This is a genomic window from Streptomyces lincolnensis, from assembly GCF_021173675.1.
Lineage (GTDB): Bacteria > Actinomycetota > Actinomycetes > Streptomycetales > Streptomycetaceae > Streptomyces > Streptomyces lincolnensis_B.
In genome coordinates this window covers 31,654-50,787 of the sequence record NZ_JAIHON010000013.1, presented here as the reverse complement: position 1 = coordinate 50,787, position 19,134 = coordinate 31,654, and the positions used below count along the sequence as shown (strand labels likewise).

Below are 19,134 nucleotides of genomic sequence, written 5' to 3'. Positions count from 1 at the left end.
GCGGATGTGGGTGATCGGCCTGATGTCGGGCACGTCGTACGACGCCATCGACGCGGCGGCGGCCGAACTGCGCCTGGCCGGCGACAGTGTCGTACTGAAACCGCTGGGGACGGTGAGCGAGCGCTACGACGAGGAGGTGCGCGAGGCGCTCGCGGCGGCGCTGCCACCGGGTCGGGTCACGATGGCGGAGGTGTGCCGCCTCGACACCCGGATCGGGCAGGCGTTCGCAGCGGCGGCCGTCCGGGCCGACCGGGAACTGTGCGACGGGCGGGCGGAGTTGGTCGCCTCGCACGGGCAGACCGTCTATCACTGGGCGACCCAGGGCCGGGTGCACGGCACCCTCCAGCTCGGGCAGCCCGCGTGGATCGCCGAGGCGACCGGGCTGACCGTGGTGGCCGACTTCCGGCCCCGGGACGTCGCCGCGGACGGCCAGGGCGCTCCCCTGGTCAGCCTGGTCGACCTCTTGTGGCTGCGCGGCCGGCCGGGCACGCCCGTCGCGCTGAACCTCGGCGGCATCGCCAACCTCACCGCGCCCGACGGGACCGCCTTCGACACCGGACCCGGCTGCGCGCTGATCGACGCGGCGGCCCGGGGCTTCAGCGGCGGACGGCTGTCGTACGACGTCGACGGCGCGCTGGCCGCGCGCGGCCGGGTCCGGCCGGAGCTGCTCGATCGGCTGCTCACCGAGCCGTACTACGCGCTGCCCGCGCCCAAGACGACCGGCAAGGAGCTGTTCCATCTCGGCCATCTGCGCGACGCGCTGGCGGGCGCGGGCACGCTGCCCGCCGAGGACGTGGTGGCGACCCTGACGGCACTGACCGCCCGCACGGTCGCCGACGCGGTGCGGGCGGTGGGCGCGACGGAGGTGATCGCCTCGGGCGGCGGGACCCGTAATCCCGCCCTGATGGGCGCGTTGGGGCGGGAGTTGCCGGGGGTGGCGCTGCGGACCTCCGACGAGCTGGGGCTGCCGTCGGCGGCGAAGGAGGCGTACGCGTTCGCCGTGCTGGGGTTCCTGACGGCGCACGGGCTGCCGGGCACCGACCCGGTGAGCACCGGGGCCCGGCACCCGAGCGTGCTCGGCTCCCTCACCCCCGGGCGGGACGGGCTGCGGCTGCCGCCGCCCGCGCGGGACCGACCGGTGCGGCTGGTACTGGAATGAACGGGGCGTTCGCGCGGCCCGTACAGGAAGGTGCCGGCGCGCTCCTGGGCCGGTGCGCCCCGGAACGGCCCGATTCGGTGTGCTCGCTCTCATGCCTCTTTCACCGAGGCCTCATACGGTGGGGACATGACGCAGGTGACTCCTCCCGGCTGGTACCCCGACCCCGGGCAGACAGAAGACGCTCCCGCGACCGAACGGTGGTGGGACGGTACGGCGTGGACCGACCGGACCCGGCCCGCGGGTTCCGCCGCCGCATGGGGTCCCCCGGCACCGCCGGCCGACGGGGCACAGCAGGCGGCGCCCGAGGGACCACCCGGCGGGGCCCATCCGGGACCTCCGGGGTATCCGTCGCCCCCGGGTTATCCGGCGTATCCCGCGCAGCCTCCGGCGAGCCCGCGGCGCGGTCTGCGCACGGGCATCGCCGTGGGCGCGGCCGTCGTCGTCCTGGCCTGCATAGGCGTGGGCGTGTACGCCCTGACCAGCGGCGACGACTCCAGCTCCAACACGTCCAACTCGCAGCCGGGACCGGACGGTCAGGGCGGCAGCGGGGGCCAGGACGGACCCGGTGGCAACTCGGGCGGCCAGGGCGGCGACGGCGGTCAGGGCGGCCCCGGCGGCGGTACGGGCGGTCAGTCGCCGGCGCCCGAGGGCTCACAGGCGCCGAAGATCGAGAGCGGTGCGGTGACCGACGCGATCGACGGGATCAGCCTGCCCATCCCGGAGGACTGGTACGGCCAGGAGATCTCGGTCGGCGCCTCGGTCACGTCGAACGCCTCCTACAAGTGCCCGGCCGACACCTCCCAGACCTGCACCAAGGGCGGCGCCTACTCGGCGCCCGCGATGGCGCTCGGCACCCAGGGGTCCACGCCCGAGGCGGTCGCGAAGGCGGACATCTCCACCGCCGCCGAGCAGTCCTACGGCGTCGAGGGCTACGGCGGGATCACCTCGCACGACGTGCTGGCCTCCAAGGCGGTGACCGTCGCCGGGCAGAAGGGCTACCTGGTCCGCTGGAAGGCGGTCACCAAGCAGGGCTCCGACGGCTACGTCCAGTCGCTCGCCTTCCCCTCCCCCGCGAACCCCCAGCAGATCGTCGTCGTCCGCTTCGGGGTCGACGTCGGGGAGTCGCAGGCGGTCATCGACGAGATCACCCAGGGCATCAAGGCGGCGCGGGGCAGCGGAAGCGGCCAGGACGTCTGAGCTCACGCCCCGGGGCGCGAGTCGGCCGGGTGGGGCTCCTCTCCGCTCAAGAGGAGCCCCACCCGGCCGGGGGGTGCGCGCCGCCCCCGTCCCCACGGTGCGGCGCGGACGGGTCGCCGTCCGGTCGTCCCGGTACGGCGGCCCGGTCTCAGGTGAGGCCGAGTGCGGGCAGCACGACCGCGTCCACGAAGCGGACCAGGTAGTCCTGGTCGGCGTACTCGCCGTCCATGACGGGCCGGGCCCGCACGACACCGAAAATCTGCGCGGGGATGTACTCCAGCGCCGGATGGTCGGCGTCGACCTCGCCCCGCTCGACCCCGCGCCGCAGGATCTCCCGCAGCGCGGCGACCGCCGGGTTCACCAGTGCCTCGCGCAGCGCCTGCGCGAGCTCCGCGTCCTGGGTCGCGGCGTGACCGAGCGCCTGGAGGAGCTTGGTGTCGGTCGTCGACCACCGGGCGGTGGCCCGGGCGGCCTCGCGCAGGTCGTCGGCGAGTGATCCGGTGTCGATCCCGGCCAGCCGCGACTGCCGGCAGGAGCGCAGGGCGGCCACCACGAACTGCGGCTTGGTCTTCCACTGCCGGTAGAGCGTGGACTTGCTGCACCGCGCGCTGGCGGCCACGCCCTCCATGGTGACGGCCTCGTATCCGCACTCCTGAATCTGTTCGAGGACGGCGTCGAACAACTCCTGCTCACGTTCGCGCGAGATCTTGGAGCGGCGCGAGGCGGCGACCGTGACCGGTCCGTCCGCGGCCTGCGACGTCATCGGCTCTCTCTCCTCGCTGCCCCTGCGGCCAGGGGCTCGCATTCCAGTGTGGCGTACGTCTATCGATACGCCACTGTACCGGTACCCGACCGTATCGGTACAGTGTCGTATCGGAACGCATTCGTATCGATGAGTTTCGCGTACTCGGACAGTCACAAGCTCAGCCGTGTACGACCGCACGCACCACCGCCAGCGAAAGGGCCGGGGGATGAATGCCCGCACCGAGCCTTCACAAGAGAAGCCGGCCGCGATAGCGCGACCGCCGATCGTCCGTGAGCTCCTGCTCGTCGCAGGGCTCTTCCTCGTCTACAAGTTCGGTCGCCAGCTGGCGACCGGCCACACCGCCGAGGCCTTCCGCAACGCGCACCGCGTGTGGGACTGGGAACGGACGCTCCATCTCCCCGGCGAGGGCTCCGTGCAGTCCCTGCTGCTGCACGGCGACACCCTGGTGCACCTCGCGAACACCTACTACGCCACCGTGCACTTCCCGGCCACCGTGGCCTTCCTGGTCTGGCTGTACCTGCGGCGCCCGGCGCACTACGTGTGGGCCCGCCGGGTGCTGGCCGTGGTCACCGCCACCGCCCTGGTGGTGCACCTGGTGTGCCCGCTCGCCCCGCCCCGGATGCTCGCCGCCGCCGGTCTCGTCGACACCGCCCGGGTCTACGGCCCCTCCGTGTACGGCCCGCCGCAGACCGACCACCTCTCCAACCAGTTCGCGGCGATGCCGTCGCTGCACTTCGGGTGGGCGCTGATGGTGGCGATCGGCCTGATCGTGGCGACCCGGTCCCGCTGGCGCTGGCTGTGGCTGCTGCACCCGCTGCTGACCCTGCTGGTGATCGTCGGGACCGCCAACCACTACTGGCTGGACGCGATCGTGGCGGCCGCCGTGCTGGGCCTCGCCCTCGCCGTGATCCACCTGCCCCGCCGGACGGCCACCACGGCCGGACGCGTCCGGGAGAAGGCCGCGCCCACCGGCGAGCAGGCCGACGAGCAGGTCCTCGTGGGAGCGGGCCGATGAACGCCACCCTGCTCGCCGTCGTCCTGTCCCTGTTCTCCGCCGTCGCCTACGCGGCCGCGGCCGTCGCCCAGGAACGGCTGGCCTCCCGAAACCCCGGCGCGGGCCTGCTGCGGATGCTGCGCTCCGGCGCCTGGTGGAGCTCGGTCCTGCTCAACGCCTCGGCGGCACTGCTGCACGTCGTCGCCCTCAAGTACGGACCGCTCACCGTGGTCCAGCCGCTCGGCGCGCTCACCCTCGTCGCCGCGGTGCCCATGGGCGCGCGCATCGCCGGGCGGCGCGTCGGCGCGACGGAGTGGCGGGGCACCGCCTACACCCTGCTCGGCCTGTCCGCGATCCTGCTCGTCGCGTCCGGCTCCGCGCCCGGGAACGTCCTGAGCACGTCCGAGGCGGTGACCGTGGCGGCGGTGACGGCGGCCCTGATCGGCGTCCTGGCCCGGCCCGGCACCCGGCCCGGCCTGCGCCACGCGTCGGCCTCCGGCTTCGCCTCGGGCGTGGCCTCGGCGCTCACCCAGACGGTGACGGTCGCCGCGACGGACCGCTCCGAGTCCCTCCTCAGCCTCCAGGTCGTCGGCGTCGCGCTCCTGGTCGCGGCCTTCGCGGCCGCCGGCCTCCTGCTCTCCCAGACCGCCTACCGCGACGGCCTCGGCGCACCCCTGGCGGTCGTCACCCTCGCCAACCCGCTCGCCGCCGCGATCATCGGCCTCTCCCTCCTGGGCGAGGGCCTGCGCGGGGGCGCGGCCGGCATCCTCCTGGCCCTGGCGGGAGCGGGCCTGGCGTCCTGGGGCGTGCTCCTGCTGAGCCGCGTACCGACGCCGACGCCGGCGCCGATCTCGGTGGAGGAAGACCACCCGGTGGCAGCGGTCCTGGCCCTGGAACCCTCACTACGGGACGTAAAGGTGCCCCGCCCATCAGAACCAGGGCACCTAACAGCGCCCCGATAGGGGCGCGGGGAACTGCGCGACAAGCCACAACCCACCCGCAGCCGCCCGACAACCCCCCGCGGCACCCCAGTGGAGCGACCCGTCACCCAAACCCACGCGCGTCCTGCTTCAACGCCGTGTCGACCGTCAACGCCGTGGCCACGACAAGGCTCAACAACGGCTCCGGCAGCTGATAGTGGATCTGGAGGACATAGTTGTCCGCGGTAGTGAACATCGTCTTGGCCAACCCCTCCCACGTCTTCGTGATCCGGGCGACCTCGTTCCCCGCGTGATCGACGATCGCGAAGTTCCAGGCCCGCCAGTTCTCCGCCTTGATCGCCCCGACCTGCTGCCCGTTGACGTTCAACGCGAAGTTGATCTTCCCGAAGACGTTCTGCTGGACGATCTCACCCACCGGCGAGCCGTCCGGACGCTCCACGATCACCCGTGACTTGAAGATCTTCCCCGGCCGGGTCAGCAGCATCACCGGCTGCCCGTACGCGTCACGGATCTCCAGCCTGATCTTCATGAACTGATCGATGCTGTAGAGGAACCGGACGATCTTGCGGAAGGCACTCTGCCCGACCTGGACGACCGAGCCCAGCTGGTTGCCGTTCTGATCCATGACCTTGTACTCGTTGGTCAGCTCGATCAGCTTGGCCTTCTGGTTCACCACCAGCACCGGTTCGGAGAACAGGCTGCCGCCGCCGGCACCGCTCGGCGCGACGCCGGCCTGCTGGTGCACCTGGCGCTGGACGCGCGGGTCGGGACCGGCCGCCTGCTGCGGCATCTGCGGGGCCGCCTGCTGCACCGGCGGGGCCTGCCCGGCCGCCTGCTGCTGGTCGTTGGTGTGCTGGGTCCACTGCGCGCCGTCCCAGTAACGGAGCGTCTGGGGCGCCCCGTGCGGATCCGGGTACCAGCCTGCAGGTGTGTTCGAATGCGTGGTCACCGGGGCACACTACCCCGGGACCATCGCGATCCGGCCACCTCGTCGGTGGCCCCCCTAGGGGCTTTACCCGGTGATTACAGAGGGATCACTGACGCCGGGACGCCCGTTCTCGACATGTCCGGCGAATCGCCTCAGGAAGGCGGGGTCGGACTCGGAGACGACGGTCAGGTCGTACCAGCGCCGGCTCGCCGCGAGATCGACGACGTGCCTGACCACGGCACCCGGCCGCACGGTGAAGGTCCTGGCCCTGCGGCCGTATCCGTCGGTGACCTTCAACCGCACCGCGCCGGAGCCCTTGTTGGTGAGGGTGAGCTCGACGTCGTCGCCGTGGTGGCGGGCGGTGACCTCGGGACCGGCCGCCTTGTTCACGCCCTTGAAGGTGCGCAGGAACCCGTTGGGACCGTGCACGCTCAGGTCGTAGGAACCCTTCGAGTACGCCGAGTTCCAGGTGTCCGAGATCGTCTTGCCGGCCTCGGTGGTGTAGCTCCAGGGGCCGTCGGCGCGGTTGCCGGAGGTCACCAGGAACGCGGCGGCCGCCTTCGGGCCCGAGGCGAAGGTGAGCGTGAGCTTCCCGGCCGCCGGGTCCACCGCGGCGTCCACGTGCGGGGCGTAGCGGAGCGGGCGGGTGCGGCGCAGGCCGGGCTCCTGCTTGGGCAGGGCCGGGTGGGCGGGCGGGGTCGGCACGTAGTCGGGGTGGCGCTCGCGGTCCGGCGGCTCGTAGCCGTCGGTGTCCGGCAGCGCGACCGGCTTGGTGTCCTTGCGGGAGAAGTCGAAGGCCGCCGTGAGGTCGCCGCAGACCGCGCGCCGCCAGGGCGAGATGTTGGGCTCGTGCACACCGAAGCGGCGCTCCATGAAGCGGATGATCGAGGTGTGGTCGAGCGTCTCGGAGCAGACGTAACCGCCCTTGCTCCACGGCGAGACGACGAGCATCGGCACCCGCTGTCCGAGCCCGTAGGGCCCTGCGACGTTCTTGCTGTCGCCCTTGAAGAGGTCCGGGCCGACGTCGACCGTGGACCTGCCCTGGTCGGCGGAGGCCGGCGGGAAGGGCGGGACGACGTGGTCGAAGAAGCCGTCGTTCTCGTCGTAGGTGATGAACAGGGCCGTCTTCGCCCACACCGCCGGGTCGGAGGTGAGCGCGTCCAGGACCTGGGCGATGTACCAGGCGCCGTAGTTGGCGGGCCAGTTGGGGTGCTCGGTGAAGGCCTCGGGGGCGACGACCCAGGAGATCTGCGGCAGCCTGCCGCCCTTGACGTCGGCCCTGAGCTGGTCGAAGTAGCCCTCGCCCTTGGTGAAGTCCGTCCCGGTGCGGGCCTTGTCGTACAGCGGGTCGCCGGGCTCGGCGTCGCGGTACTGGTTGAAGTAGAGCAGCGAGTTGTCGCCGTAGTTGCCGCGGTAGGCGTCGTCGATCCAGCCCCAGGAGCCCTTGGCGTCCAGGCCGTCGCCGATGTCCTGGTAGATCTTCCAGGAGATCCCGGCCTTCTCCAGGCGCTCGGGGTAGGTCGTCCAGCCGTAGCCCTTCTCGTCGTTGCCGAGGACCGGTCCGCCGCCGGTGCCGTCGTTGCCCGTGTAGCCCGACCACATGTAGTAGCGGTTCGGGTCGGTGGAGCCGATGAACGAGCAGTGGTAGGCGTCGCAGATGGTGAAGGAGTCGGCGAGCGCGTAGTGGAAGGGGATGTCCTCGCGGTTCAGGTACGCCATGGTCGTGGAGCCCTTGGACGGGACCCACTTGTCGTACTTGCCCTTGTTGAAGGCGGCGTGACCGTCGTTCCAGCCGTGCGGGAGGTCCTGGATGAACTGCATGCCCAGGTCGTCGGCGTCCGGGCGGAAGGGCAGGACGTCCTTCGTGCCGTCGGACTGGTACCAGACCGGCTTGGATCCCGACGCCGTGACCGGGCGCGGGTCCCCGAAGCCGCGGACACCGCGCAGGGAGCCGAAGTAGTGGTCGAAGGATCGGTTCTCCTGCATGAGGACGACGATGTGCTCGACATCCTCGATGGTCCCCGTGCGGTGGTGCGCCGGGAGGGCGGCGGCCCGCTGGATGCTGTTCGACAGCGCGGTGAACGCGGTCGTGGCACCTGCGAGTTGGAGAAATCTACGCCGGTTTACTTCGGGCATGACGGGGGGTGCCTCTCATCCTGGGGGGTACGGATGGCCGGAACGTGACGAATTGTGTGCGGAGCGAGTGTTCCAAGAGCACCAAACGTCACGGAAGGGTCTGGTGGCGTTGATGTGAAAGTCAGAGGTACGGGAGGTGTGCCGGGCCCCTGGTCAGGGGAGGGTCGCGGGCGTGACAGAGACGACCCGGGCGGACTCCGCGCCTCCCCCACCGACGAAACGGCCCGTGCGCCAGCTCCTCGCCGCCTCCGTGGGCAACGCCGTGGAGTGGTACGACTGGTACGCCTACACGTTCCTGGCCACCTACATCGCGGCCGAGATCTTCCCCAAGGGCGCGGACAACTCGCTGGTGCCCCTGCTGTCGACGTTCGCGGTGTTCGCGGTCGGGTTCTTCATGCGGCCGGTCGGCGGGCTGGTGATGGGGGCGATCGCGGACCGGCACGGGCGGCGGAGCGCGCTGACGGTCACCATCCTGCTGATGGGCGGCAGCAGCCTGCTGGTCGGGCTGACACCGACGTACGCGGCGGCCGGTGTGCTCGCCCCCGTGGTGCTGGTCCTGGCGCGGCTGCTCCAGGGGCTGTCCGTGGGCGGGGAGTTCGCCGCGTCGACCACCTTCCTGGTGGAGTCGGCGGGTCCGGGCCGGCGCGGGCTGTTCTCCAGCTTCCAGTACGTCTCGACGACCGCCGGGCAGCTCGTCGCGTCCGGCATCGCCACCCTGCTCGTGGACACGCTGAGCGACGGGGACATGAACGGGTGGGGCTGGCGGATCCCGTTCGTCCTCGGGGCGGTGCTGTCGCTGGTCGGGTTCTGGATCCGGCGGGGCGCGCAGGAGACCCGCAGCGAGGAGCAGCGGCGGGCGCCCCGGCCGGGGCTTCTGGAGGCCGTGCGCAGGCATCCCCGTGAGTCCCTGCTGATCTGCGGGATCACGATGGGCGGCACGATCGCCTACTACACCTGGACGTCGTATCTGCCCACGTACGCCGAGCTCAACGCGGGCGTCGACAAGTCGGACGCGCTGCTCGCCGGGACGATCTCGCTCGCTTTCTTCGGCCTGCTCCAGCCGTTGGGCGGGCTGCTGTCGGACCGGTTCGGGCGGCGGCCCCTGCTGCTGTTCTTCGGGCTGGGGTTCGCGGTGCTGAGCGTGCCGCTGCTCGGCCTGCTGAACGGTTCGTTCGTGGTGCTGCTCCTGGTGCAGTGCGCCGGGATGGTGCTGCTCACCGGGTTCACGTCGATCAGCGCGGCCGTCAACGCGGAGGTGTTCCCGCCGCGGGTGCGGGCGGCGGGGATCGGGTTCCCGTATTCGCTGACGGTGGCGCTGTTCGGCGGGACGGCGCCGTATGTGGGGACGCTGCTCAAGGACGTCGGCCATGCCGGGGTGTTTCCCTGGTACGTGGCTGTGCTGTGTCTGGGGTCGTCGGTGGTGTATCTGCGGTTGCCGGAGACCTCGCGGATGGACCTGCGTCGCTGAGCGCCCACCGCGGTGCCGCTATGTGTCGTTGTGCGTCTGCTGGTTCGTCGTGGCTGGTCGCGCAGTTCCCCGCGCCCCTTGGGGAGTTCTGCTCAGCGCCTTCTTCGCCAGTGCCGTTCCTGCCCGCAGCGCTGCGACGGGATCCGGCGCCTCGTCCAGTTCTATGAGCACCGTGTCCGCGCCGGGGGTGCGGGACATCGCCTCGGCCCAGGCCGGCCAGTCGACGACGCCGGTGCCCAGTTCGGTCATGTAGGCCTGCTGCCGGGTGTAGATCGTGGCGTCGATGGTGAGGTGGGTGTCGATCGGGGCGGTGGCGTCCTTCCAGTGGGCCAGGGCGATGCGGGGGGTGTGGCGGCGGGCCACCGCGGCCGGGTCGCCGCCGGCGAGGGTGATGTGGCAGGAGTCCGGGCAGAGCCAGACGTAGCGGGGGTCGGTGAGGGCCATGAAGAGGTCGATGTCCCGCTCGTACCAGAGGGTGCTGTGGGACTCGGTGTGGAAGGCGAGCTTCACGCCGTGCCGGGAGACCGCCTCGCCGACCGCGTGGGCGATGTCGGCCATGCGGGCCATGTAGGCGGCGTCGACGAAGAAGGGCGGGCGGGTGCCGAAGGTCGCCCGCATGGGGAGCCCGGTGACCAACAGCGGGGCGCCCACCTCGGCGAGGAACGCGGCGCGGCGCTCGGCGTCGGCGACGATCGCGGGGAGGTTGTCGCCGTCCAGCCAGTCGGGGGCGTCGTCGCCCGCGACGAAGGCGCTGACGACGGCGAGGCCCCGGGTGTCGAGTGCGCGGCGGAAGGCGGCGGGACTGCCGTAGGCGCGCAGGGCCGAGTCGACGTCCCCGGGCGCGAAGGTCAGCTCGATGCCGGTGACCTCGGTGGCGGCCAGCGTGTCCATGATCCGTTCCCAGAAGCCCCGCGCGTCCCGAAGGGCGCGTTCGCGCACCGCGTCGGCGGAGTCGAGGCCCCAGAAGCCCGGGTGGTAGAAGGTGATGACGTCGGTCGCGAAGGACGGGGTCACGCGGTGCCTCCGCGGGCGTTGTAGACGACGACCCCGTCCTCGGTGTCGACCGCCTTGCGGTAGGCGCGGAACACGGCGAGCGCCTCGTCGCGCAGCACGTCGTGCACGACGTCGATCCCGCGTGCCTCGAACTGTTCGGCCCAGTCCGCGCCGAGGGGGCCCTCGTCGAAGGTGGTGATCTCCTCCAGTTCCGGTCCCTCGCCCGCGACCACCAGGCCGCGCACCCCGGACCACAGGGTGGCGCCGTAACACTGCACGCACGGACGCCAGTTGACGACCAGTTCGTGGGCCGGCAGGCCTTCGCCGCCGAGGTCCCAGCCGCCGAGCGCGGTCTGGGCCAGGCCGAGGGCGACGACCTCGGCGTGCGCGCTGGAGACGCCGGAGGCGAGGACGACGTTCACCCCGACGGAGACGACACGGCCGCTCTCGCGCTCGGCGACGAGGGCCGCGAACGGGCCGCCGTTGCCCTCCCGCCAGTTGCGGTCGGCCAGGCGGTGCACCAGGCGCATCCGGTCCTCGCGGTCGGGCAGGACGCCGGGTGTGCCGGCGAGTTCGTCGTCGATCCAGGCGGGCAGCGCGACGTGGTACTCCCTGGCGATGTCGATCACGGTCGGACCTCTCCCTGCGCGACGAGCGCGCTGTCGTGTGCGGGGCGTGCGGTGACGGCTCGGGCGGCCCGTACCGCGGTGACGGCGCCGGTCAGGGTGACGTTGGCGGCCATCGCGGTGGGAACGACTCCGTTGCCCGCGAGATACAGGTTGTCGAAGCCCCAGACCCGGCCGTCCGGGTCGCACACGCTGGTGCCGTCGTCCGCGGGGCCGGAGCGGACGGTACCCGTCAGGTGGAGGGACGAACCCGGTGGCAGCAGCGCGCACTCGGTCGCGGGGTCGAAGGGGCCGAACTCCTCGGCCAGGGACCGCACTTCGTCCAGCGCCCGGCGGATCAGGGCGCGGTCGGCGGCGGAGTGGGCGAACTCGATCCGGATCCGCGGCATCCCGGCGAGGTCGGTCTCGGTGGGCGAGAACACGAGCCGGTTCTCGGGACGGGACTCGACGGGCACGTACAGCGAGAGGCCCACGGAGTGCGCGAGGGCGCGGCCGGAGGCGTCGACGTAGGTGCGGTTCATGATCTGGCCGTGGAAGGGCTGCGCCGGGCCGTTGTGCGGCAGCCAGAGCGAGTCGGTGCAGAACTCGCCGGGGCGCGGCAGGGGCAGGTCCGCCAGGCCGACGGCGAACCGGTCCAGGTCGAGCAGGACGCGGGCGCTGACGAAGGCGTGCTCGTTCAGGCGGCGGCCCAGGGCCTCGGGGCGGACGCCGGAGGCGTACAGCAGCTGCGGGGTGCGCAGGGCGTCGGCGCACACCACGACGGAGTCCGCGTGGAGTTCCGACTCGGCGCCGTCGTGGACGCGGCGCAGCCGGGCGCCGGTGACCCGGCCGCCGGCATGTACCAGCGAGGTGACGAGGGTGCCGGTCAGCAGGGTGAACGCCGGGTCGCCGCCGGTCGCGAGGGCGGGGAAGATCGTCCCGGGGGCCGTGCGGGGCATGGGGCCCGAGGCCGTCGTGGTGACCGCCATGGGCATGGCCTGCGGGCGTCGGTCGTCCGGTCCGAGGCCGTCGTAGCGGCGGCGCAGGACGTCGAGGACGGTCCGGCCGACCTCGGTCGGGCCGATGGCTCGGGGTGCCACCCCGAGCAGCCGGGACGCGGTGTCCAGGTCGGCCGCCCAGCGGTCCGGGTCTCCGTGGTCGAACACCTCGTCCCCGGCGGGCCGGGGGGTCGCGGCGGTCCAGTGCACGCCCATGCCGCCCGCGTTCCAGGCGAGGGCCGCCGCGGGCATCGCCTCGGCGTCCTCCCCGAAGGCGAGCGCGTGGAACATGCCGGGGGTCAGGTCGGTGAGGCCGCCCGCGACCTCGCGCACCACCTCGGCCCCGGTGTACAGGCCCTGGACGCCGGTGCCGACCCGGTCGTTGTAGCGCGACCACAGGTCCGGGTCGTCGACGTCGTGCAGGTGCACGCCGGGGGCCGGGCCGATGGGGCTGCCGCCGTCGACCACGGTGATACGCAGTGCCGGATCGCTGTCGCGCAGCAGGCGGGCCACGAGGGACCCCATGATGCCGCTGCCGACGACCAGGACGTCGGTGCGGGGGGTGTGCGTCAAGTAAGGCTCCGTGAGCGTGAGGTGTGGGGGGTCACCAGCGGGCCGAACAGTTCGGTGTCCATGCGGTCGAGGGCGAGCCGGATGCCGCCGACGAGCGGGCCGTCGTGGCCCAGGGCCGTGGCCCGCAGTTCGACCGCCGGGGTGCGGGCGTCCCGCAGCGCGGCGCGCACCCGGGGCAGCAGGACGTCGGCCGCGTCCTCCAGGCCGCCGCCGAGCACGATGAGCGACGGGGCGATCGTCCAGGTGAGGGTGGTGAGGATGGAGGCGATGTTCGCCACGAACTCGCCGACCTCGGCGAGCGCGTCGGCGTCGCCCGTGCGGGCCGCCTCGTACCGGGCGAGGGCGACGGCACGCCGCTCGGGCCGGGGCGAGGTGAGCCAGGCGACCTGCCGGTCCTCGACCGAACCGGCGGGTATCGAGCGCGCCTCGACGATCTCGCCCGCGGCCCCGTCGAGCCCGCGGTGCACGTGACCGCGGATGAGGATGCCGAGGCCGGTGCGGTTGCCGAGCACGGCCCAGACGACGTTGTCGTGGTCGGCGGCCACTCCACGCCAACGCTCCGCCAGCGCACCGAGGTTGGAGTCGTTGTCGGCGAACCAGGGCACCGGCAGGCGCCGCCCGAGTTCGCCGGGCAGCTGGACGCCCTCCCAGCGGGTGGTGTGCACCAGACGCCGTACGACTCCCTCGTCGTCGATGGCGCCGCCGGCCGCGATCGACCCGGCGCGCAGCCGGTCCGTCGAACCACCGGCGTCGTCGAGGGCGCGCAGGACCAGTTCGGCCGCGTCGTCCAGTGTCGCCCCCGGGTCCTGGTAGGCGCGCAAGGGGCGCCGCGCCCGTCCGAGGACGCGGCCCCGCACATCGGCGACGAGCGCGGACACGTCCACGGTGGTGATGCGGACCGAGGCCAACAGGGCGTGTTCGGCGCGCAGTTCATAGCGGCGGGCGGGGCGTCCGGCCGAGCCGTCGAGGGGGACCCGGTCCAGCTCCGCCACCCGTCCGGCCTCGACCAGCGAGTCCAGGATCAGTTCGATCGTACGGCGGGACAGACCGGTCTGCTCGGCGAGTTCGGTCAGTTTCCGCGGCCCGGCCGACACCGCGAGGGCCCGCAGGACGACGGAGGTGTTGACCCGTCGTACGGCACTCTGGTTCATCCCGGCCGTCAGCACGGCCGCGCCTCGGGCCGGGTCCGGACGGTGACCGTCGCGCTCATCGCATCCCCGTTCCCGCGATGCCCTGCACGAAGTACCGCTGGAGGCACAGGAAGAGCACCAGCACCGGCAGCATGACGACGATCGCGCCGGCGAGCAGCAGGCCGTAGTCGGTGACGTGGGCCGCGGCCTGGCTGGTGGCGGCGAGGCCGACCGGGAGGGTGTAGGTGGACATGCTCTGGGCGACGATCAGCGGCCAGATGAAGTTGTTCCACGAGGTGAGGAACGACATGATCGTGATGGTGGCGACGGCGGGTCCGGCCAGCGGCAGGAAGATCCCGAAGAAGATCCGGAACTCCCCCGCGCCGTCGATGCGGGCCGCTTCGAGGAGTTCGTCGGGGACCGACAGGGCGTACTGGCGCATGATGAAGACGGACATCGGCAGCGCGGCGCCGGGCAGGGCGATCCCCGCGAGGGTGTCGGCGAGACCCAGGTCGACGGTGATGACGAACTGCGTGACGAACACCGCGGTGAACGGCACCATCAGGGCCGCCATGACCGTGCCGAACGCGAGCCGCCGGCCCGCGAAGTCGAGCTTGGCGAGGGCGTAGCCGGCGGCCGACGCGGCCACGATGTTCCCGGCGACCACCATCGCCGCGACGACGACGCTGTTGACCGCGAACCGGCCGAAGCCCCGGGTCTCGAACAGCCGGGTGAAGTTGCCGAGGGTGGGGTGGTGCGGGAGCAGGGAGCCGGGGTCGGAACGGATCTCGTCGAGTCCGCGCAGCGAACCGCTCACGCCCCAGGCGAAGGGGAGCAGGGTGAGCAGGGCGCAGAGGATCAACGCGCCGTACAGGACGGGGCGTTTCGGCGCGGCCGTCATGGGGGTGCTCATGTGCGGGACCTCAGCAGCCTGAACTGGACGACGCTCACGACGCCCACCAGCACCAGCATCACGAAGGACGCGGCCGAGGACATCCCGAACTGGCCGGCCCCGAACTGGTGGTAGGTGTACAGCGCGACCGACTCCGTGGAGCCGAGCGGGCCGCCGTCGGTGAGGAGATACGGCTCGTCGAAGACCTGGAGGTAGAAGACGGTCAGCAGCACCGAGACCATGAGGGTGGTCGGCAGCAGCAACGGCAGGGTGATGTGCCGCAGTTGGCGCCACCGGCCGGCCCCGTCCAGGGCGGCGGCCTCGTACACGTCCCGCGGGATCGCCTGGAGCCCGGCGAGGAACAGCACCATCGCGGTGCCGAAGTTGCGCCAGACGCCGAGCAGGACCACGACCGGCATGGCCAGGTCCGGATCGTCCAGCCAGTTCGGTCCGGCGAGGCCGACCATGGACAGCGCCTGGTTGACGGTGCCGTTCGGATGGAAGGCGTACTGCCAGATCAGCGCGGACGCCACCACGTTGGTGACGACCGGTGCGAAGAAGACCGTGCGGAAGGCGCCGCGCAGCCGCTGGATGCCGGAGTCGAGCGCGAGGGCCAGGGCGAACCCGATGCCCATGGTCAGCGGCACGCCCACGGCGACGAAGAGGGCCGTGTTGCCGATGTCCCGCAGGAAGCTGTCGTCCTGGAAGAGCCGTACGTAGTTGTCGAGGCCGGTGAAGTTCACCGCGAGCGGGGTGCGCAGGTCCGCGCCGCGCAGGTCGGTGAGGCTGAAGCCGAGGGCGGCGACGGCGGGGATCGCCGTGTAGAGCAGGAAGAGGAGGGTGAACGGGGCGAGGAAGAGCCAGGCGACGACGCTGCGGCGGGTGCGGGACGACGTGCGCGGGGCCGCGTCCGGGAGAACCGCGGTCTTCCGGGGCGGCGGGGCGAGGGTGGTGGTCATCGGCCGCTCACTTCGTGCCGGTGCCGACGCTCTCGGCGTACGCCTGGATGTTCGCCGCCGCCTTCGCCGCGCTCCGCTGTCCCTTGGCGACGGCCTCCGTCTCCTTGCCCAGCCGGGTCGCGACCTGCTGCCAGGTGCTCACCCGGGGGAAGGCGCGGGTGTTCTTCAACTGGGTGAAGTAGGCGTCGAGGAGCGGCTGCCCCTTGATCGCGGGGTCGTTCCAGGCGGAGGAGACGGCGGGCAGCGAGCCGTAGGCCCCGTACTGGGCGACCTGGGTGTCCGGCCGGGCGAGGTGCCGGACGAGTTTCCAGGCGGCGTCCGCGTTGTCGCTGTCGGCGAGTACGCCCCAGCTGCCGCCGGCGGCGAAGGAGACGCTGCCGGAGGCACCGGCGGGCAGCGGGGCGGTGGCGACGTGGGAGGCCGTCCAGCCGCGCTTCCCGGCGGCGGTGTCGAGCTGGCCGATCACCCACGGGCCGGTGATCATGGAGGCCGTCTTCCCGGAGACGAAGTACGGCTGGGCGTCGAGGAAAGTGGGCCCTGCGGTGTCGGCGGCCTTCGAGGTGAAGAAGGACGCGTTGTACTCCAGGGCGTCGACCATCGCGGGCGTGTTCAGCGTCCACTTACCGGCGGAGGAGACCAGCGAACCGCCGGCCTGCCAGGCGTACATGGCGACGTCCTGGCCGTTGAAGACGTCCCAGCCGATGTCGGCCCCGAGTCCGCGCGCGGCGCCCGCGTCCTGGAGCGCCTTCAGGAACGGCACCATGGCGTCCCAGGTGGTGGGCGCCGCGACACCGGCCTTCCTGGCCAGATCCGATCGGTAGACGAGCGCGTACGTGTACGCGTACCAGGGCACCGTGTAGGCCACGCCGCCGACGACTCCGGCGTCCCACAGGCTCGGGAAGAACCGGGCCGGGTCGACGAGCCCCTCGGGCACGGGCCGCAGGGTCGCCGGGTCGAGGAACTGGGCCTGCGACTCGGGGAAGAACTGGGCGAGGTCGGGTCCCTTGCCTGCCGCGATCGCGGACTGGAGCTTGGTGTAGTACTCGGCGTTCGGGATCAGGGTGAAGGTCACGGTGGCGTCGGGGTTCGCGGCCCTGAACGGCTTGATCACCTTGTCGAGCACGTCGGCGTCGCCCTGGGCGGCCCAGACGCTGACGGTGCCGGTGGCCGGGGAGTCGTCCACGGGCCGGGCGGAGGCCTTGGCGGTCGTGGTGGCGTTCTCGCGCCCGCAGCCGGTGAGGCCGAGAGTGCCGAGAACCGCCATGCCGGCGGTGATTCTCAGAGCGTGGCGTCGGGAGAGATCGGGCACTCGGGGCTCCTGTCCCATGCGGGCCTGCTGGTCGACAGCGACGCTAGGAAGGGTGTGTTTCGGCCACGTGGCGAGTGCCGCGCTCAATAATTTCGGAACTTGTAGCGAAATCGGTCCGGGGGCGGGGGGAGTGCCTCCGACCAGGCAATACACCGGGTGACGCGCGAGCGGGCGGGGCCGCGCGCAGCTCGCGGAGGGGCGGCGACTTCAGGCGAGTCCGCATCACAGAGGGGCGGCGGCTCCAGGCGACCCCAGAGGGCTCCACGCCACTCCAGGCGACCAGGCGACTCCGCAGCCGCGCGAGTCCGCCGCGGAGGGCCGCCACCAGCGCACGACAGACCCCGCGATCACACCCCACGATTGCTAACCGGACAGCAGTCCGGTACCGTTCCCAACGTAGCGGACAGCTGTCCGCTTAGGTCTCGCGGGCACTCTCCCCGCATCCGTCACGCGCACGAAAGGCCCCCTCGCCATGAAGCTGCTCATCCTCGGTGCGACCGGCCCCACCGGTCGGCACGTCGTCGACCTGGCCGTCCGGGCCGGCGACACGGTCACCGTCCTGGCGCGCCGGCCGGAGGCGATGCGGGACCTGGCGGACCGGGTCACCGTGGTCGCCGGGGACGCCACCTCGCAGACCGATGTCGCCCGGGCCATGGCCGGGCAGGACGTCGTCGTCTCCGCGCTCGGCAGGGGCGCGTCCGTGCGCGCCGACGACCTGTTCACCGGCGCCGCCTCGGCCGTGATCGGCGCGGCGAGGGAGACGGGCGTCTCCCGCCTGGTGTGGCTGTCCTCGTTCGGCGTGGGCGACACCTACCGCTCGGCGAGTGCCGTGCAGAAGGCCATCTACAGCACGCTCCTGCGGAACGTCTACGCCGACAAGGAGATCTCCGAGAAGGAGATCCGCTCCAGCGGCCTGGACTGGACCCTGGTCTACCCGACCAAGCTGACAACGGCCCCCGCCCGGGGCGGCTACCTCGTCGGCGAGCGTCTCCCGATGAAGGGCAACCCGACGATCAGCCGCGCGGATGTCGCCGACTTCCTCCACAAGGCGGCCCGCAGCCCCGAGTGGATCCGGCGCGACGCCGTCATCACGGACTGACACCGGGCCACGGCTCCGCCGCGTCACCCCCGCGCGGGCGCTCCCGTGCGCAGCCCGTCCGTGACGAGGTCCAGGAGCCGGGCGGTCCGGGTCCGCCAGTCCCCGCCGGGGTCGATCTCCCAGATACCGGCGATGAGCAGGACGAAGTCCTCGACGGTCACCCCCGGCCGGATGGTGCCGGCCGCGTGGTTGGCCGCGAGCAGGGTCCCGATCGCCTCGACCACCAGCTTGTATCCCGGCTGCGCCGGACCGTCCGACGTGCCGACGATCCGGCGCATCGCGTCCGCCAGGCCGATCTTGGCGACGGCGAAGCGGGCGAGCCGGTCCATCCAGGCACGCAGGGCCTCGTCGGGCGCCCGGTCCCGGAGCAGCTCCGTCGCGGCGTCGGTGAGCAGCCGCACCTCGTGCCCGTGGACCTCCAGGACGAGCGCTTCCCGGTTGGGGAAGTTGCGGTAGAACGTGCCCTGCCCGACACCCGCCTTCTTGGCGATCAGACTCAGCGGGACGTCCTCGGCGCGCGACAACTCGGCCAGCGCCACCTCCAGGATCCGCTCCCGGTTGCGCAGCGCGTCCGAGCGCTGCGGCCCGCCGCTTCCGGACTCCACTCCCCCTCCTCCTTCCGGGCTCACGCCCCAACCTCCTCGATTCCTGTAGCGGACATCAGTCCGCTTACCTCCACCTTACTACCGGCCCCGGCAGGACCACCGCGCACCGCTGCTCGCCAGCAGGCACACGCCCCCACTGACCAGCGGATTCGCAGAAGGACTTCCGCCTGGCAGAAGCCGCCTTGCCGAGCGGTGGCGGGCGTCGCGAATCTGGGTCCAACCACGGCACGCGGGGCGAGGGCGCCCCGCCGACAGGGACGGGATCACCATGCCGCACATGACCGCCTTCGCCAGGAACCAGTGGTACAGCTAGCGCACCTTTCTGACCTGCGCTTGTGTGGGGGCGATGAGGCTGTGACCTGCTAGGACGGGTTGCGGAGGC

The 19,134-nt window shown here is 72.2% G+C and carries 17 protein-coding genes; 6 read left to right on the top strand and 11 right to left on the bottom strand.

What is annotated here, in order from left to right; genetic code table 11:
• The first annotated feature begins 4 nt into the window (after positions 1-4).
• Positions 5-1,159, top strand: a complete 1,155-nt coding sequence (locus tag K4B79_RS34285; RefSeq protein ID WP_232031256.1) for an anhydro-N-acetylmuramic acid kinase — start codon at positions 5-7, stop codon at positions 1,157-1,159.
• Between the two features lie 126 nt (positions 1,160-1,285).
• Positions 1,286-2,356, top strand: a complete 1,071-nt coding sequence (locus K4B79_RS34280; RefSeq protein ID WP_232031255.1) for a DUF2510 domain-containing protein — start codon at positions 1,286-1,288, stop codon at positions 2,354-2,356.
• A 148-nt stretch (positions 2,357-2,504) separates the two neighbouring features.
• On the opposite strand, the gene K4B79_RS34275 is transcribed toward K4B79_RS34280, so the two are convergent.
• Positions 2,505-3,119, bottom strand: a complete 615-nt coding sequence (locus K4B79_RS34275) for a TetR/AcrR family transcriptional regulator (protein WP_232031253.1) — start codon at positions 3,117-3,119, stop codon at positions 2,505-2,507.
• Between the two features lie 208 nt (positions 3,120-3,327).
• On the opposite strand from K4B79_RS34275, the gene K4B79_RS34270 reads away from it, so the two are divergent.
• The gene (locus K4B79_RS34270; RefSeq protein WP_232031252.1) at positions 3,328-4,137 is read left to right on the top strand and encodes a phosphatase PAP2 family protein; all 810 of its coding nucleotides are present in this window, start codon (positions 3,328-3,330) and stop codon (positions 4,135-4,137) included.
• Entirely contained in the window at positions 4,134-5,078 is a 945-nt protein-coding gene (locus tag K4B79_RS34265) for a hypothetical protein (RefSeq protein ID WP_232031250.1), read from the top strand. Before K4B79_RS34270 ends, K4B79_RS34265 begins: the two co-directional genes overlap by 4 nt.
• An 82-nt stretch (positions 5,079-5,160) precedes the next feature.
• Here K4B79_RS34265 and K4B79_RS34260 read toward each other — a convergent pair whose 3' ends face one another.
• Together K4B79_RS34260 and K4B79_RS34255 are read right to left on the bottom strand one after the other, a co-directional pair.
• Complete coding sequence (locus K4B79_RS34260; protein WP_232031248.1) at positions 5,161-6,006, bottom strand: phospholipid scramblase-related protein; 846 nt, start codon at positions 6,004-6,006, stop codon at positions 5,161-5,163.
• A gap of 63 nt (positions 6,007-6,069) precedes the next feature.
• On the bottom strand, positions 6,070-8,121 hold the full coding sequence (locus tag K4B79_RS34255) for a phosphocholine-specific phospholipase C (protein WP_232031246.1): 2,052 nt from the start codon (positions 8,119-8,121) through the stop codon (positions 6,070-6,072).
• 172 nt (positions 8,122-8,293) lie between these two features.
• Here K4B79_RS34255 and K4B79_RS34250 point away from each other — a divergent pair, with 172 nt between their 5' ends.
• Positions 8,294-9,589, top strand: a complete 1,296-nt coding sequence (locus tag K4B79_RS34250; RefSeq protein WP_232031244.1) for an MFS transporter — start codon at positions 8,294-8,296, stop codon at positions 9,587-9,589.
• 18 nt (positions 9,590-9,607) lie between these two features.
• Here the strand turns inward: K4B79_RS34250 and K4B79_RS34245 are convergent, their stop codons facing one another.
• From K4B79_RS34245 to K4B79_RS34215, 7 genes are read right to left on the bottom strand one after another with little or no spacing between them, the layout of a single operon-like run.
• Positions 9,608-10,603 carry a sugar phosphate isomerase/epimerase family protein gene (locus tag K4B79_RS34245; RefSeq protein ID WP_232031242.1) on the bottom strand — a complete coding sequence of 332 codons (996 nt, stop codon included), beginning with the start codon at positions 10,601-10,603 and terminating at the stop codon, positions 9,608-9,610.
• Entirely contained in the window at positions 10,600-11,211 is a 612-nt protein-coding gene (locus K4B79_RS34240) for a nucleoside deaminase (RefSeq protein WP_232031240.1), read from the bottom strand. Before K4B79_RS34240 ends, K4B79_RS34245 begins: the two co-directional genes overlap by 4 nt.
• Positions 11,208-12,758, bottom strand: a complete 1,551-nt coding sequence (locus K4B79_RS34235) for a GMC oxidoreductase (RefSeq protein WP_232031238.1) — start codon at positions 12,756-12,758, stop codon at positions 11,208-11,210. The genes K4B79_RS34240 and K4B79_RS34235 overlap by 4 nt, the downstream gene beginning before the upstream one ends.
• Positions 12,755-13,924: an ROK family transcriptional regulator gene (locus K4B79_RS34230; protein WP_232031236.1), complete on the bottom strand. Its 1,170-nt coding sequence runs from the start codon at positions 13,922-13,924 to the stop codon at positions 12,755-12,757. The genes K4B79_RS34235 and K4B79_RS34230 overlap by 4 nt, the downstream gene beginning before the upstream one ends.
• A gap of 40 nt (positions 13,925-13,964) precedes the next feature.
• Positions 13,965-14,801, bottom strand: coding sequence for a carbohydrate ABC transporter permease (locus tag K4B79_RS34225; RefSeq protein ID WP_232031234.1), 837 nt, complete (start codon positions 14,799-14,801; stop codon positions 13,965-13,967).
• Positions 14,798-15,739 (bottom strand): carbohydrate ABC transporter permease, encoded by a 942-nt coding sequence (locus tag K4B79_RS34220; RefSeq protein WP_232031232.1) that lies wholly within the window; start codon positions 15,737-15,739, stop codon positions 14,798-14,800. Before K4B79_RS34220 ends, K4B79_RS34225 begins: the two co-directional genes overlap by 4 nt.
• 7 nt (positions 15,740-15,746) lie before the next feature.
• Positions 15,747-17,048: an extracellular solute-binding protein gene (locus tag K4B79_RS34215; protein WP_232031230.1), complete on the bottom strand. Its 1,302-nt coding sequence runs from the start codon at positions 17,046-17,048 to the stop codon at positions 15,747-15,749.
• A gap of 472 nt (positions 17,049-17,520) precedes the next feature.
• Between K4B79_RS34215 and K4B79_RS34210 the strand changes: the two genes are divergently transcribed.
• Positions 17,521-18,147, top strand: a complete 627-nt coding sequence (locus tag K4B79_RS34210) for an NAD(P)-dependent oxidoreductase (protein ID WP_232031228.1) — start codon at positions 17,521-17,523, stop codon at positions 18,145-18,147.
• 23 nt (positions 18,148-18,170) lie between these two features.
• Here the strand turns inward: K4B79_RS34210 and K4B79_RS34205 are convergent, their stop codons facing one another.
• Positions 18,171-18,752 carry a TetR/AcrR family transcriptional regulator gene (locus tag K4B79_RS34205; RefSeq protein ID WP_232031226.1) on the bottom strand — a complete coding sequence of 194 codons (582 nt, stop codon included), beginning with the start codon at positions 18,750-18,752 and terminating at the stop codon, positions 18,171-18,173.
• Positions 18,753-19,134 lie beyond the last annotated feature (382 nt).